This is a genomic window from Limnohabitans sp. 63ED37-2, assembly GCF_001412535.1.
GTDB lineage: Bacteria > Pseudomonadota > Gammaproteobacteria > Burkholderiales > Burkholderiaceae_C > Limnohabitans_A.
The window spans coordinates 2,866,047-2,879,860 of record NZ_CP011774.1; the positions used below are offsets into that span (position 1 = coordinate 2,866,047).

Sequence of the window (13,814 nt, forward strand, 5' to 3'; positions counted from 1 at the left end):
GTTCAGGCCGTGGGGCGTTCAGGGGGTGTGTTGGCCGAAGCCTTGAGCTCTTGCTCATGCCGCCACTCGATGAATGACTTGATGGCCAGCGTCACCAGAGCCAGCAAGGCCAGCAGCGAGGCCACCGCAAAAGCGGCCACCGACTGGTATTCGTTGTAGAGAATCTCGACGTGCAGCGGCATGGTGTTGGTCTGGCCACGGATATGCCCGGACACCACCGACACCGCACCGAACTCGCCCATAGCGCGTGCATTGCACAAAATGACGCCATACAGCAGGCCCCATTTGATGTTGGGCAGGGTCACGCGCCAGAAGGTTTGCCAGCCTGTGGCACCCAGCACAATGGCCGCTTGTTCTTCGTCGTTGCCCTGGGCCTGCATCAGCGGAATCAATTCACGTGCAATGAAGGGGAAGGTGACAAACACGGTGGCCAAAATGATGCCGGGCACCGCGAACACGATCTTGATGTCGTTCGCCTGCAACCAGGGACCGAACCAGCCTTGCGCTCCGAACATCAACACGTAAATCAGGCCCGCTACCACGGGTGACACCGAAAACGGCAAGTCCACCAGCGTCGTCAACAGCGACTTGCCCTTGAACTCGTACTTGGCAATCGCCCAGGCGGCGGCCACGCCAAACACCAGATTGAGGGGCACGGCCACGGCCGCAGTGATCAAGGTCAGGCGGATCGCCGACCAGGCATCGGGCTCTTTCAGCGCTTCGAGGTAGGCATCCAGGCCTTTGCGCAAGGCTTCGGTGAACACCGCAGCCAGAGGCAAGACCAAAAACAAAAACATGAAGGTCAGCGCCAGGCCGATCAGGCTGCGGCGAATCCAGCGGGCTTCGGTGGTGCCCGCCTGGACTTTGCGAGGAGCGAGTGTCTGGCTCATGATGTGGCTCCCGAGCGGCGGCGTTGCCAGGTTTGCAGGCCGTTGATGATCAGCAGCAGGATGAAGGACACCACCAACATCACCAGGGCCACGGCGGTAGCGCCTGCGTAGTCGTATTGCTCAAGCTTGCCGATGATGATGAGGGGCGTGATCTCGGAGACCATCGGCATGTTGCCGGCAATGAAGATGACCGAGCCGTACTCACCGATGGCGCGTGCAAAGGCCATGGCAAAGCCGGTGAGCAGCGCCGGGGCGATGGTCGGAAAAATCACCTTGCTGAAGGTCTGCCAGCGCGTGGCGCCCAGGCAGGTAGCGGCTTCTTCGAGCTCTTTCTCGGCGTCTTCGAGCACAGGCTGCACCGTGCGCACCACAAAGGGCAGGCCGATGAAGATGAGCGCGATCACCACGCCATTGGGGTTGAAGGCCAACTGGATGCCCAGCGGCTCCAGGTATTGGCCGATCCAGCCGTTGCCCGCCAGCAGCGCAGTGAGCGAAATGCCCGCCACCGCAGTGGGCAGCGCAAAGGGCAAGTCCACCAGCGCATCCACGATCTTTTTGCCAAAAAAGTCATAGCGCACCAGCACCCAGGCGACCAGCATGCCGAAGAACACATTGACCAGCGCCGCGATCAGCGAAGCGCCAAAGGTCAGGCGGTACGAGGCCATGACACGCGGCCCGGTGACCGCTGCCCAGAACTGGTCCCAGGTCAAGGTGAAGGTTTTGAAGACCAGCGCCGACAAGGGGATCAGCACAATCAGGCTCAGGTAAAAGATGGTGAAGCCCAGGGTCAGGTTGAACCCGGGCAACACTTTGACGGGCGTCCGCTTGGGGGCAGACGCCGCAAGGCTCAATGCGGTCATGGGGAAAACTTATTTGACGGTGTAGATCTTGTCGAACAAACCGCCGTCGTTGAAGTGCACGCGCTGTGCATCGGCGAAGGAGCCAAAGACCTCGTTCACCGTGAACAGCTGCAAGGGCTTGAAGGTGTTGGCGTGTTTTCTCAGGATGGCCGGGTTGCGTGGGCGCAAGGCGTGTTTGGCGGCGATCTCCTGGGCTTCGTCAGAGTACAAATGGTCCAAATAGGCCTTGGCCAACTCGCCCGTGCCCTTTTTGGCCACGGTGCGCTCCACCACCGCCACCGGGTTCTCGGCCACGATGCTGATGGACGGGTGGATCGCATCGACCTTGCCCGTGCCAAATTCGCGGTCCACCGAGATGACCTCGGACTCGAAGGTGATCAGCACATCGCCAATGTTGCGCTGCAAGAAAATGGTGGTCGCATCGCGCCCGCCCTTGGCCAGCACGGGCACGTTTTTGTAGAGCTTGCTCACGAACTCGGACGCATCGGCGTCCGAGCCGCCCTTCTTTTTCACATAACCCCACGCCGCCATGTAGGCCATGCGGCCGTTGCCACCGGTCTTGGGGTTGACCACGATCACCTTGATGCCGGGCTTGATCAGGTCGTCCCAATCCTTGATGCCCTTGGGATTGCCGTTGCGCGTGAGGAACAGCATGGTCGAGGTGGTGGGCGATGCGTTGTGCGCAAAGCGCTTGCTCCAGTCCTTGGCCACCACACCCGTGCTGGCCAAAAAGTCCACATCGGTGGTGGTGTTCATGGTCACCACATCGGCGTCCAGGCCGTCGTTGACAGCACGCGCCTGGGCGCTGGAGCCACCGTGGGCCTGGTCAATCTTGATGTCTTTGCCTGTGGTCTTTTTGTAATGCGCCACAAAAGCGGCGTTGTAGTCCTTGTAGAACTCGCGGGCCACGTCGTACGAGGCATTGAGCAAGGTCTGGGCGGTGGCGGTGATGCCTGACAAGGCCAGCGTGATGGCCAATGCGATGTGGGTGCGTGTTTTCATGGGGTGATCAAAGGGGAAAATGGGTGCGGTTTCTGACGTTGGGCCATCGCGGTGATGGACCAACATCAAGCCAAGGCCGCGATTGTGAGAGGAGACGCTTCAATCTCAAACAACTCATTTGTTGTTTGCTTATGTCAATTCACAGCTAAAGCAGATGCCTCATCTTTTGGTGTAAATCTGGTCAAAGAAAGCGCCATCGGCAAAGTGGGTTTTGGCGGCTTGCTCCCAGCCGCCAAAGGCTTCTTCGATTTTGAACAGCTTGATCTTGGGTAGCTGTTTGGCGTATTTGGCTTGGGCTTTGGGTGAAATGGGTCGGTAGAAATGCTTGCCTATCAGGTCCTGCGCTTCTTCGGTATACAAGAACTGCAAATAAGCCTCGGCCACTTGGCGGGTGCCTTTTTTGTCCACGTTTTTATCGACCACGGTGACCGCAGGCTCGGCCAGAATGGACAAGGAGGGGTAAACAAAGTCGACCTTGTTGCCGAATTCTTTTTCCAGCAAATACGCTTCGTTTTCCCAGCTGATGAACACGTCACCCTGCGCACGCTGGGCAAAGGTGATGGACGAGCCACGGGCCCCGGTGTCGAGCACGGGCACATTTTTGTAGAGTGCGGCCACAAAGTCTTTGGCCTTGGCTTCATTGCCATATTTGCGCTTGGCAAACTCCCAGGCGGCCAAATAGTTCCAGCGGGCCCCGCCCGATGTTTTGGGGTTGGGTGTAATGACGCTGACGCCGGGTTTGACCAGGTCGTCCCAGTCACGGATAGCCTTGGGGTTGCCCGCACGCACCACCAGCACGATGGTCGAGGTGTAGGGCGAGCTGTTGTGCGGCAGTCGCTTTTGCCAGTCTTTGGGAATCAGGTTGCCGTTTTTGTGCAGGGCGTCGGTGTCACCCGCCAGCGCGAGGGTGGCGACGTCGGCATCCAAGCCGTCAATGATGGAGCGGGCTTGTTTGCCCGAGCCGCCGTGCGACTGCTTGAAGCTCACGTCTTGGCCAGTTTTGGCTTTCCAGTGGGCGGCAAAGGCCTTGTTGAATTCGACGTACAGCTCACGGGTCGGGTCGTAAGACACGTTGAGCAGGCTGACGGAGGTTTGGGCTAGAACACACCCAGCCGAAAAGAACAGCGCGGCAAATGCGGTCAGGTGTCGAAAGAGGCGATGGAGTTTCATGGCTCACTTGAGAATTGCACATCAAAAATCTGATGGGCTGGATTCTGGAAGCGTGCCAAGAAAAAACAAACGACAGTTTTTCTATTTCTTCATGCGCAAAAAATCTATTCACCAGGGCTGATTTTCCCTGTCGCAGCCCCAAAGGCATTTAACTGCGCACACCAGCGCTTGCGCGTGGCTGCCCAAAACGGTCCAAGCCCCTTTGGCTCAAAAAGCCTGATCGGCCGTGAAGGTAACGCGGTGAAGTTTGCGGTGCTGCGGGTAAAAGTCGGCCACGGCGTAATGCTGGGTCGAGCGGTTGTCCCACACCGCCAATGAATGGGGCTGCCAGCAAAACCGCGCCTGCACTTCGGGCGCGGTGATCAGCCCAAACAATTGCGCCAACAAGGCGTCGCTTTGCGTGCGCGGCAGGCCATGGATGTGGGTGGTGAAGGTCGGGTTGACGTACAAAATCTTTTTGCCCGTGACAGGGTGCACACGCACCACCGGGTGCGTCACGGGCGGGTATTTGGCGCGAGCAGCCTGCAGCTGCTCACCCGTGGCATCTTGGCGCAGCAAGTATTCGGTCCAGCCGGTCACCTCCCAGGTGTGCATGGCACTCAGGGTTTCCAGATAGGCTTTGAAGTCAGCAGGCAAGGCCTCGTAGGCGGTGGTCATGCTGGCCCAGACGGTGTCGCCACCGCTGGCCGGAATCACTTGCGCATACAGGCTGGTGCCTATCGGTGGGTTGGCCTGCCAGGTGATGTCTGAATGCCAATTGTTGTTGGCAGCGGGCCGCTCGGCGGTGCTTTCCACAATTTCAATCTCGGGCTGACTCTCCACACGCGGAAAGAAGGCTTTGACTTCGTTGACTTGGCCAAAACTGCGTGTGAAGGCCACCTGCTGAGCCGGGGTGAGCACTTGATCCCGGAAAAAGATCACCTCGAACCGGGCCAAAGCGTCCTTCAGCTCGGTTTGTGCCAGATCACTCAGTGGCTGCGATAAGTCCAAACCATGGAGCGTGGCCCCGATGTTGGGGGTGAAGGGCTTGGCTACAAATGACTCGTAAACATGTGGCAATTGGATCGAATGGACCATGACTTTTCCTTTGCCAACAGTTTACGTGGGGTGATCACTCAGGTTGGCCCACTCAGCAGTCTTTGCATCGCCCGCTTGGCTGTCGCAAACGCATTGGCCCGCATCCCGGCAAACATGTCTTTTAGGAACTGTCTGGCCAGTGGCTGCGCTTTTTCGGGCGAACCGGCATTGAAGGGGGGCTGCGGGTCGTACTCCAGGTACAGCTGCACCGCCTCGGCATAGACCCGGCTTTTCAGCAGTGCCACCAACTTGAGGCCAAAGTCGATCCCGGCCGTCACGCCGCCGCCTGTGATGCGGTTGCGGTCCACCACAATGCGGCCCCGCGTGGGAATCGCGCCGAGCTCCTTGAGCACATCGCGAGTGTCCCAATACGAGGTGGCTTTGTAGCCCTTGAGCAAACCCGCTGCCCCCAGAATCAAGGAGCCGGTGCACACGCTGGTCACATAGCGGGCGGTTTGACCCTTGGCCTTGAGAAAGGCGAGGACTTCCGGGTCTTCCATCATGGTGAAGGTACCCGGCACACCGCCGGGCACAAACAACACGTCCAGCTGCTCGGGGCATTGCGCGAAGGTCGTCGTGGGTTTGACCGGAATGAGCGCTGCAGGCCCCGGGCTTTCATTGCCCACTGGCTCCAGGTCTTTCCAAAGCAGGTGGATTTCCTTGTTCATCAAGGCCTCGAACACGGTCAAGGGCCCAACCAAATCCTGCAAAAACATGCCCGGATAAACCAGCATGCCGATGGTGATTTTGGGGCCGCCAATGAGCGGCGCGTAACGGTCCATGGTGGCCAAGTGGTGCTCATCAGCAGCTTGCTTTGAGGGCGCTTGCACGGCAGCGGGCTTGGCCGACGCTTGGGACGTCTGCATGGCCAAGTAGCCCAGCACCACAGAGGGCCAGGACAACAAACGAGAGAAATAACGACGGTTCATGAGAGCTCAAGGGGCACCCTTGCGGATGCCCCCTCCTGTGGCGTGGTGGATGGATCAGAATTTCGTGCTGATGCCCACCACCAGGCTGCGCGGCAAACCGGGTACGACTTGGCCACCACCAAAATAGGCCATGGGCGCGTAGTACTGCTTGTTGAGCAGGTTGCTGATGCTGGCGCTGTACTGGATGTCGCCGCGCTTGTAACTGGCCTGTGCATCCCACAAGGTGACAGCGGGCATCAAGAAGGTGTTGTTGGTGTCGCCTGCCAGGTTGGAGCGATGCGACGCGCCCAAGCCCAGGCCCAAACCGCTCCACTCGCCTTGTCGCACGTCGTAACGTGCTGCCACGCGCATTGTCTGTTCAGGCACGTTGAACAGGCGTTTACCCACCCAAGCGGCATTGGTGTCATGCGTGATTTCTGCGGTTTGGTGCGTATAGGCCGCAATCCAAGCCAGTGAAGGTGAGGCTTGCCAGCGCACGTCGACATCGAGGCCTTTGGCTTGCTGCACACCCGTTTGCACAGAAAAGCCTGGATTGGCCGGATCTGACACGGCGGCGTTCTTGCGTTGAATGTCAAACAAGGCGGCTGTGGCGCTCAAACCCTGCCAGCCCTTGATGCGCAGACCCAGTTCTTTTTGCTCGGCCTCTTCCATTTTGGGCGCCACGCTGAACAAGGAGCCGAAAGGCACACGGGACATCTGGCTGTAACCACCAAAGAACGACACAACATCACTGGCATCAAAGACAGCACCAAAACGTGGCGTGACCTTGTTGTTGGTGCTTTGGTTGTTGATACCCCAATCCGCATACAAATCTTTGGCCTCGGTGCGTGTATGGCGCAAGCTGCCATGCAGGTGCCAAGAACCCACTTGAATTTGGTCTTGCACATAAACCACGGTCGAAGTGCTGCGGTTTTGTTGCTGATTGGCCGCAGCAGGCACAGCAGGCTCACCCCAAGCGGGACGCACGTAGTTCAACAAATTAACTGGCGTAAACGACGGCGAGTTCGCAAAAGCCAAGAATCCATCGTCACGGGTTTTGTCTTGGTCCAGGCCAAAACTGATGCGGTGCAAAGCACCCCCTGATTTGATGGATGTGTTCAAGCTGACTTGGAGGGTATCCGAGGTCAGTTTCTCCCACAAACGCAATCCCGCCAAATTCACCGAGGATCCGAAGCCACTGCCAAAAAGACTTGTCCGACCATAGGGAAATGGAAAGACCCCCCGCTGATCCACTTCTGCCGTGTTGTGCGCTGCCAGCGCCTTCAAAGTCCAGTCATCGTTCAAGACTTGTGTCCACTGCACATTCAAGCCGCGTGCCTTTTGTGTGGTGTCGGGCAAGCCTGTGGCCGTGATGAATGTACTGCGTGCCACCCCAGCAGCAGGTTCATTGGCCGAGGCACTGGCGCGGGGCAAGCCCGAATAATCTACTGTGGTGCTGTCCAGCATGCGGGCCTTGATGACCACTTTGGTTTTGGCATCGGGCGACCAGGACAGGCTCGGATTCAGCGCCGACTTGCGGAAGAACACACCTTGGGTTTCGCTGTCAGAGCGGTCATGCTCGCCATTGACCCGAAACGCCCACGCCTCGTTGATCGGCTGGTTCAGGTCAAAGTGCGCATTGCGGCGACCAAAGTTACCCAACTTGACACCCACTTCACGCGAGGCCGTGGCAACAGGGTCTTTGGTCGTCACAGCAATGGTGCCGCCCACCGTCGAATAATTGCCAATCGCCTGGCCGCTGCCATACAGGCCACCCGCGGGGCCTTTGATCACATCCATTTGCTGAATGCCCACCAGGCTCTCCTGGTTTTGGAACCAACCGGGCACCGAGACACCATCGACCACCATGGCCGCGTTGAAGCCCCGGATTTTGAAGCCCACGTTGTTGCTGTCGCGTGGATCGATTTCGTTCACATTGCTGACATTGCGTAAGGCGTCCGAAACCGTTTTGCTGCCCTGGTCCTCGATGACCGAACGTGGAATGCTCACGATGGACTGGGGCACTTGCTCAACAGGCACCGCAGAGCGGGTGGCAGCTTGCGTCAAGGCTGGCTGATATCGGTCTTTGTCAGCCGTGATTTCGATGGTTTGTGTTTGGGCTTGGGCCAAAGCGGCGCAGCAAGCCGATGCGGCCATGGCCACGGTGGAGAAGTTCAGTTTTGTTTTCATGTTCTGACGAGATCTGGATGTGCAAGAAAAAACTGCACGCAAAAAGACATCACCCAATCAATTCGGGTGGAGACAAATCGCCTTGCGGCGTTCAGATCTGGTCAGGTGGCCCGCGAGAAGGCAGTGGCGGCGCGGTGCGGACCAGCAGCAGCGCCTCGGGCAAGGCTTGCACGATGTGGGCGCGTGCATCGTTCACATGCGCCAAAGCGGCCACCGTGGGCGGCGGCAATGCAGGTGTGGCGTGGGCGCACAGCGGGCAGTCCATGTTGCTGGTCAGCGGTGGGGCTTCACCCTCGCCTTGCACCACCACCTTCATGATGCCCATGCTTGAACACACCACGTCCATGGTCTTGGGCTGCAACGTGGCGGCCAACACCGAAACACCCACAAACAGCACGTACCAAATCAGCACGAGGCGACTCAGCGAGTGAAAGAAGCGGTGTGAACGGTGCATGTCCATGCCTCAACGACTGGCAGCCCACGGATTCGCGTGGCGAGGGTTGTGAACAAAGGTGTGGTCGGTCAAGGTGTTCAAGAAAGCGACCAGGTCGCTGACTTCTTGCTCGCTGACCTCGAAGCCCCCGATCAATGAACTGCGCAAGGGGCTGGGCCCGTTGGTCGTGCCGCCTGCACGGCCAGCCTGCGCATAGTGGGCGCGGATGACTTGGTCGAGCGTGGCGATCGAACCGTCGTGCATGTAGGGCGCAGTCAGCGCAATGTTGCGCAGGCTGGGCGTGCGGAACTTGCCCATGTCATCGGCGTCGCCCGTGAACTCGCTGATGCCCGGGTTGTCTGCGGGGTAAGCACCCCGGCCATCCATGTTGTGCAGGCCCGTGTTGTGAAAGCCGCGCTCGGCCAATGGCAGCTTGCTGTGGCGGATGTTGTCGGTGAAGGTGAAGCTGCCGTGGCAGTGGTAGCACTCCATCTTTTCGCCAAAGAACAGGCTTTCTCCTCGCTTGGCTGCTGGGGATATGGCCGTGGGCTGGCCGCCGTATTTGTAGCGGTCATACGGGCTGTCAAACGAGAGCAGGCTGCGCTGAAAACTGGCCAAGGCTTTGGTCAGTGTGCCCAGCGAATACAAAGCTTCGCTGCCTTTTGCGGCTTCGTCCGGAAAGGCTTTGACAAACAAGTCGCGGTAACGCGCATCGGCTTGCAGGCGTTCAAACAGATCTTTCTCTCGCCCTGCCATGCCCATCTCGACCGGGTGCTCGCCAAACAGCGGAATGAGCGCTTGCACCTCCAAAGCCGTGAGGTTGGGGTTGGCCCAAGTCAGCACCGGCAGATAGGCCACATTGGCCAGCGCCATGGCACTGCGCTGACCCGCTTGCCCGGTCACGCCTTTGGCCACGGCCAGACCATCGGTGAAGGCTTTGTCCTGGTGGTGGCAGGTGGCGCACGACATGCTGCTGTCAGCCGACAGGCGTTGGTCGTAAAACAGGTGCCGCCCCAGCTCAACCTTGGCCGCACTCATCGGGTTGTCTGCGGGCACCACAGGGCGTGGCACCCAGGCAGGCAAGTCCCAATGAAAAACGTCTGTAGAACTGCCCGTGAGCAAAGCCCAACCAGCCAAGGCCAGCAGGCAGGTGCTCAGGATTTTGCGCAAAGGGTTCATGGCCGAGCTCTGGGGTGCAGATCAGCGCTTGGACAAAAGGCGTTGAGGGCCTGCAGCGGCCACGCCGTCGTAGGCCAGGCCCAGCGCCTGCATCACAGGTGGGCAGTCGCCGTCTTTGGGGAAGCTCATGCAGCCGGGCGATGTGCCTTTGGCGTTGACGTCCACATTGGCCTGTGCCAGCACCGCGCCCATGTCGGCCACCACGGTGTTTTTGCGCAGGTCAAAGCCATCGAGGCGTACCGTCATGCGGTTGGGGTTTTGGCAAGCGCTGGGGGCTTGGGTTTTGCTCTCGCCCGCGCATGCCGTGCTGCCCAGGTGCACCGAGTAACGGGTGACTGGGCCCATGGCGTTGGCTGCTGCGGGTTGGTCTGTGCTGATGCCACTGCTGGCGGTGTCGAACTTGATGAACTTGTAGCCGCCTTGCCAGTTCCAGAACATGGCTGTGGAGTTGAGCGGCGCGGGGGCGACCGTGGGGTCTTGGTGATTTTGTGCAAAGGGCACGCCCACGGTGAGTTCCACCCCGGTGTACTCGCCCGCAGGCGCTTGGCCGCGCACGCTGGTGTTGGTGGCTTCTGTGCCATTGCGGCAAGGGCCTGCGCCGTTTTCAAAGTCCAGCAGCGCCACCGATTGCTGTTGCCACACGCCGTCTTGCGCGAGTTGCACGGGCACGGTGCTGCCGTCTTGGCGCACCAGCTTGACCTCACTCACGTACATGCGAAAGTCGCTGGGCGTGATGGTCGAGCGCGTGGTGCCAACGCCTTCGTAACGCTGGCCGCAGGCAAAGGGCTGGCCGTTGATTTGGGCAGCAAACTTCAGCTCAACAGCTTGGGAAGTGGGTGGGCTGGGCAGGGTGTTGCAGGCGCTCACGGCCAAGACCACTGCCGTCAGGGTGAAGAGATTTTTCATCGTGTTCTCCAGTTCAAAAATCAATGCTTGTGCGCAGGCGCACCTGCACGCGGTGTTTGCACCCAGACGTTCACACGCCGGGTACCTGCTTTTTCAAAGACCAGCTCCAGATCGAAGCGGTCACCGTCTTTGAGGGATTGGGCCATGTCCAGCAGCATCAAGTGGTGCGTGCCTGCGCCGCCGTGGCGCAAAGACACTTCAGTTTGCGCGGGCAACTCCAAGGTAGGCACTTGGCGCATGCGCATGACATTGCCGTCCATGTGCATCTGGTGGATTTCGACCCGCGCAGCCACAGCGGTGCGGGCCGACAGCAGGCGGTCAGGCGTTTTGCCTTTGTTGCGGATGGACTTGAAATACACCGCGCCTGTGGTCGTGCCTGCCAGGCTGGGCATGGCGTAGGGGTGGTCCATGACCACATCGCCTTGGCGAAAGTCGTGCGCTTGGGCAGAGCCCATGCCCAACAGCGCCAGGGCCACCAGCCCCATGAACAAGCCACCCGTCACAAAGCCCAGGCCAAAGCCGGTTTTTGGGGCGCTCTGCCAGAACCTGAAAATCACTTGTTGCATACCAGACCTTTCAGGCCGCCATGGCAAAGGGCTGGCCCACCGCCCACACGCTGGGCACACGCAGGCGAGGCTGCTTGCGTTCGGGCAGCAAGGTGTTGAGTTCACGGCACACCGTCTCAAAAGTGGAGTCGACCACGCGGGCCATTTCCTTGAGTGTGGGCAGTTCTTTGCGCTGCACGGGCAGCACGCGGCCATCGGCCTGTTTGCCCAACACGGTCAACAAATAGGCCAGGCGCTGAACGATGGTGCCCGTGCGCAAACGGTGCATGTCGCAGGTTTGGCGTTGCTGCTGCATGAAGCCCTGCGTCATGGTGGTGTAGCGGTCCAAGTCTTGGCTCGCCGCAAGCGGCAGCGCTTGCGCAGCCACCAAGGCCACGGCCGTGAAGGCATAGGGCTCGGCACACAGGGACTCCACGCCGATCAGGTCACCGGCTTGGGCCAGTTGCACCAGTATTGGGCCGTCTTGGCCCTGGCGCTCCAGCTTGAAAACACCTTGGGTCACGCGCCACACGGGGCCTACACCGCCTGCGACCAACAAGCTTTGGCCTCGACTCACGCTGATGGGTTCACCCACCGGAATTTGGTTTAAAAATTGCACACTCTGCTCCTGACTGAATCGGCCAGTGCACCCGCTGAAAAGCGGGCACCCGGCAAACAGCAGGCGGGCATGGGCCCGGCCTGCCACGGCTGACTTCAGGCGTGGGCAGGCGGGGCACGGGAGTGGACCGTCCAGCGGGGGACGGCTTGAGAAATGTGTGGATCCAACTGCGCCAGCAGGGGCGGCGCTTGTGGCAAAGCCTGCCACGACAAGAGGGTGGGCGGGGGCGCCATGCGGTCGCTGGCCAACACGCACAAAGCGCAATGGTCGAGCATGGCTACGCCTGGCACAGAACCTTCGTCGCTCTGTGTATTGCCCTGCTGGTTGAGTACCGTCTGTAGTCTGCCGTCACTGGTGCACACCACCATCCAAGGCACGGCGCTGCCCTGGCTCCAGGCCCGCGCACGCGAAGCCGTGGGGGCCAAAGCCGCCAACAGCATCGCGCAAATCAACCACAGGCTGAGCCTGCGCAGTTGGGCAGAAGTCCAGGTCATGGCGAGTTCAGGCGAAGGTCAATCCGTCAGCTCAATGTTTGTGCTTGTGGCCATCACCATGCTTCATGGCGGGTGCGGCAGCCATGCGGGCAGAGGCCTTGATCTCGATGTTTTGACGCTTGCCATCCTTGCCTTCAACCACCAAGGTCACGGGGACGGTGTCACCGTCTTTGACCTGGCCCTTCAGGTCCATCAGCATGACGTGGTAACCGCCGGGCTTGAGGTCCACCGCTTTGCCTGCAGGCAAGGCCAAACTGGGCACCGCACGCATTTTCATGACGCCGCCGTCCATGGCCATTTCGTGCACCTCAACCACACCCGCCACTGGCGACTGGGCCGAAATCAGTTTGGCGTCTTGCGCCGACTGCAGCTGCATGAAAGCCCCCGTGGCCTTTTGCTGCGCCACGGTGGCACGCACCCAGGCGTCTTTCACAGTGACTTGGGCTTGGGCGGCAAAGGCCGACAACAGGACGGCAAAAGAGACAGCAACGCGTTTCATGGCGAACTCCAGTAAAAAAGGACACGAGGGGAAAAGATGTGGCGCCGCCTGATAGCAAGCACGCCGAATCGCAGGCAAATGATGCGGCTCATGCGGACACGCCGCACTGGGCCCTCAAACAGCTGCCGTGATCAAGACAAAGAAGGGGGAGCGCGGGCCTGCCAAGGCAAGCCGATGAGCGAGGCCAGCCGGGCCTGCTCTAGAGGGCGCAGCGCATGAGACAGCCCGACATGGACTGGCGCTGAAACAGAGGCCACCGGGGGTGCGGCCGCTGGCAAACACAAGGGGCAATGCAAGCCGTGGTGGCTGCTTTGCGCTTCCTCGCCATCGGCATCGAGCTGGATCAGCTTGACGCTGCCCGCAGTGGTGCACACCAGTTGCACGCCCTCGGGGTTGACCAGCGGCGAAGCCACAGCCACACCCACAAACAACGCAAACCACACCAGCACGAGGCGGGTGAGGCGGTGGGCGTTGCGCAGGGACTGCAAGAAAAACATGAATGAGATTATGACATTGGGCCATTAAAGCCCTGTGCCATGGGGTTTGAACTTGGCGTTAAACCAGCTCGAGCGTAGAACTGGCGCATCGCTCGGCCACATGGGTCATGCCCGCCTGGTCAACCGGGAAAAAACCGGGGATGTTGTATTTGTTGAAGTAGGCATAGGACGAAAATGCCATCGACCAATGGGCAAAACGCCTTGCCGTTTCGGGGTTTCGCGACAGCAACTCCACGCTGTGATGGCGGTCATCTCTTTGCAGACTTTGCCACAATGCCTCGATCGAAGCTGGTGGGCCTTCGATGCACTGCACAAACACCTCTTCGGTGTAGAGCAAATGTCCGGTGATGTTCAACTCGCTGTTGCGTTTGCGGCACTGCACCAGCAAATTAAACAGGTGCAAGCTGCCCAATTTGTGGGTGGCTTTTGAACGGTAAACGAGTCGTTCCAACATGAGGGGCTCCAAATCAAGGCCCGGCATTTTGGTCGATGGCCTTGATATGAGCCTTACAAAGGTTCTCAAACACACTCTGCGCTCAGGCCAG

The 13,814-nt window shown here is 59.6% G+C and carries 16 protein-coding genes; all 16 read right to left on the reverse strand.

The features are described 5' to 3' along the window. Positions 1 to 2: 2 nt before the first annotated feature. Positions 3 to 890: a sulfate ABC transporter permease subunit CysW gene (gene cysW / locus L63ED372_RS13530; protein ID WP_062406633.1), complete on the reverse strand. Its 888-nt coding sequence runs from the start codon at positions 888 to 890 to the stop codon at positions 3 to 5. Next, complete coding sequence (cysT, locus tag L63ED372_RS13535; RefSeq protein WP_062406635.1) at positions 887 to 1,750, reverse strand: sulfate ABC transporter permease subunit CysT; 864 nt, start codon at positions 1,748 to 1,750, stop codon at positions 887 to 889. The genes cysW and cysT overlap by 4 nt, the downstream gene beginning before the upstream one ends. A 9-nt stretch (positions 1,751 to 1,759) precedes the next feature. Then, a complete protein-coding gene (locus L63ED372_RS13540; protein ID WP_062408124.1) occupies positions 1,760 to 2,752 on the reverse strand; it encodes a sulfate ABC transporter substrate-binding protein in 993 nt (330 codons plus the stop codon). 159 nt (positions 2,753 to 2,911) lie between these two features. Further along, positions 2,912 to 3,922 carry a sulfate ABC transporter substrate-binding protein gene (locus L63ED372_RS13545; protein WP_082431704.1) on the reverse strand — a complete coding sequence of 337 codons (1,011 nt, stop codon included), beginning with the start codon at positions 3,920 to 3,922 and terminating at the stop codon, positions 2,912 to 2,914. A 207-nt stretch (positions 3,923 to 4,129) separates the two neighbouring features. Beyond that, complete coding sequence (locus L63ED372_RS13550) at positions 4,130 to 4,999, reverse strand: TauD/TfdA dioxygenase family protein (RefSeq protein ID WP_062406637.1); 870 nt, start codon at positions 4,997 to 4,999, stop codon at positions 4,130 to 4,132. A 38-nt stretch (positions 5,000 to 5,037) separates the two neighbouring features. After that, a complete protein-coding gene (locus L63ED372_RS13555; protein WP_197275270.1) occupies positions 5,038 to 5,928 on the reverse strand; it encodes a DJ-1/PfpI family protein in 891 nt (296 codons plus the stop codon). A 54-nt stretch (positions 5,929 to 5,982) separates the two neighbouring features. Next, positions 5,983 to 8,097: a TonB-dependent siderophore receptor gene (locus L63ED372_RS13560; RefSeq protein ID WP_062406639.1), complete on the reverse strand. Its 2,115-nt coding sequence runs from the start codon at positions 8,095 to 8,097 to the stop codon at positions 5,983 to 5,985. A gap of 91 nt (positions 8,098 to 8,188) precedes the next feature. Continuing rightward, positions 8,189 to 8,551, reverse strand: a complete 363-nt coding sequence (locus tag L63ED372_RS13565) for a DUF2946 family protein (protein WP_156343632.1) — start codon at positions 8,549 to 8,551, stop codon at positions 8,189 to 8,191. 9 nt (positions 8,552 to 8,560) lie between these two features. Next, positions 8,561 to 9,709: a methanobactin export MATE transporter MbnM gene (locus tag L63ED372_RS13570; protein ID WP_062406642.1), complete on the reverse strand. Its 1,149-nt coding sequence runs from the start codon at positions 9,707 to 9,709 to the stop codon at positions 8,561 to 8,563. Between the two features lie 21 nt (positions 9,710 to 9,730). Continuing rightward, on the reverse strand, positions 9,731 to 10,615 hold the full coding sequence (locus L63ED372_RS13575) for an MbnP family copper-binding protein (RefSeq protein WP_062406644.1): 885 nt from the start codon (positions 10,613 to 10,615) through the stop codon (positions 9,731 to 9,733). A gap of 20 nt (positions 10,616 to 10,635) precedes the next feature. Continuing rightward, complete coding sequence (locus tag L63ED372_RS13580; protein ID WP_231624501.1) at positions 10,636 to 11,181, reverse strand: copper chaperone PCu(A)C; 546 nt, start codon at positions 11,179 to 11,181, stop codon at positions 10,636 to 10,638. Positions 11,182 to 11,191: 10 nt separating this feature from the next. Beyond that, on the reverse strand, positions 11,192 to 11,779 hold the full coding sequence (locus tag L63ED372_RS13585) for a Crp/Fnr family transcriptional regulator (protein WP_156343633.1): 588 nt from the start codon (positions 11,777 to 11,779) through the stop codon (positions 11,192 to 11,194). A 95-nt stretch (positions 11,780 to 11,874) separates the two neighbouring features. Beyond that, positions 11,875 to 12,273, reverse strand: coding sequence for a DUF2946 family protein (locus L63ED372_RS13590; protein WP_062406648.1), 399 nt, complete (start codon positions 12,271 to 12,273; stop codon positions 11,875 to 11,877). 31 nt (positions 12,274 to 12,304) lie between these two features. After that, complete coding sequence (locus tag L63ED372_RS13595) at positions 12,305 to 12,772, reverse strand: copper chaperone PCu(A)C (RefSeq protein ID WP_062406650.1); 468 nt, start codon at positions 12,770 to 12,772, stop codon at positions 12,305 to 12,307. A 131-nt stretch (positions 12,773 to 12,903) separates the two neighbouring features. Further along, on the reverse strand, positions 12,904 to 13,269 hold the full coding sequence (locus L63ED372_RS13600; protein WP_335338091.1) for a DUF2946 family protein: 366 nt from the start codon (positions 13,267 to 13,269) through the stop codon (positions 12,904 to 12,906). 58 nt (positions 13,270 to 13,327) lie between these two features. Further along, complete coding sequence (locus L63ED372_RS13605; protein ID WP_197275271.1) at positions 13,328 to 13,723, reverse strand: BLUF domain-containing protein; 396 nt, start codon at positions 13,721 to 13,723, stop codon at positions 13,328 to 13,330. Positions 13,724 to 13,814 lie beyond the last annotated feature (91 nt).

Excerpts from the sequence above, each read along its gene's own strand:
- L63ED372_RS13590 (WP_062406648.1), bottom strand. The coding sequence starts at position 12,273 with ATGACCTGGACTTCTGCCCAACTGCGCAGGCTCAGCCTGTGGTTGATT.
- L63ED372_RS13570 (WP_062406642.1), bottom strand. The coding sequence starts at position 9,709 with ATGAACCCTTTGCGCAAAATCCTGAGCACCTGCCTGCTGGCCTTGGCT.
- L63ED372_RS13550 (WP_062406637.1), bottom strand. The coding sequence starts at position 4,999 with ATGGTCCATTCGATCCAATTGCCACATGTTTACGAGTCATTTGTAGCC.
- L63ED372_RS13540 (WP_062408124.1), bottom strand. The coding sequence starts at position 2,752 with ATGAAAACACGCACCCACATCGCATTGGCCATCACGCTGGCCTTGTCA.
- L63ED372_RS13560 (WP_062406639.1), bottom strand. The coding sequence starts at position 8,097 with ATGAAAACAAAACTGAACTTCTCCACCGTGGCCATGGCCGCATCGGCT.
- L63ED372_RS13600 (WP_335338091.1), bottom strand. The coding sequence starts at position 13,269 with ATGTTTTTCTTGCAGTCCCTGCGCAACGCCCACCGCCTCACCCGCCTC.
- L63ED372_RS13545 (WP_082431704.1), bottom strand. The coding sequence starts at position 3,922 with ATGAAACTCCATCGCCTCTTTCGACACCTGACCGCATTTGCCGCGCTG.
- L63ED372_RS13605 (WP_197275271.1), bottom strand. The coding sequence starts at position 13,723 with ATGTTGGAACGACTCGTTTACCGTTCAAAAGCCACCCACAAATTGGGC.
- L63ED372_RS13595 (WP_062406650.1), bottom strand. The coding sequence starts at position 12,772 with ATGAAACGCGTTGCTGTCTCTTTTGCCGTCCTGTTGTCGGCCTTTGCC.
- L63ED372_RS13580 (WP_231624501.1), bottom strand. The coding sequence starts at position 11,181 with ATGCAACAAGTGATTTTCAGGTTCTGGCAGAGCGCCCCAAAAACCGGC.
- cysT (WP_062406635.1), bottom strand. The coding sequence starts at position 1,750 with ATGACCGCATTGAGCCTTGCGGCGTCTGCCCCCAAGCGGACGCCCGTC.
- L63ED372_RS13555 (WP_197275270.1), bottom strand. The coding sequence starts at position 5,928 with ATGAACCGTCGTTATTTCTCTCGTTTGTTGTCCTGGCCCTCTGTGGTG.
- L63ED372_RS13565 (WP_156343632.1), bottom strand. The coding sequence starts at position 8,551 with ATGCACCGTTCACACCGCTTCTTTCACTCGCTGAGTCGCCTCGTGCTG.
- L63ED372_RS13575 (WP_062406644.1), bottom strand. The coding sequence starts at position 10,615 with ATGAAAAATCTCTTCACCCTGACGGCAGTGGTCTTGGCCGTGAGCGCC.
- cysW (WP_062406633.1), bottom strand. The coding sequence starts at position 890 with ATGAGCCAGACACTCGCTCCTCGCAAAGTCCAGGCGGGCACCACCGAA.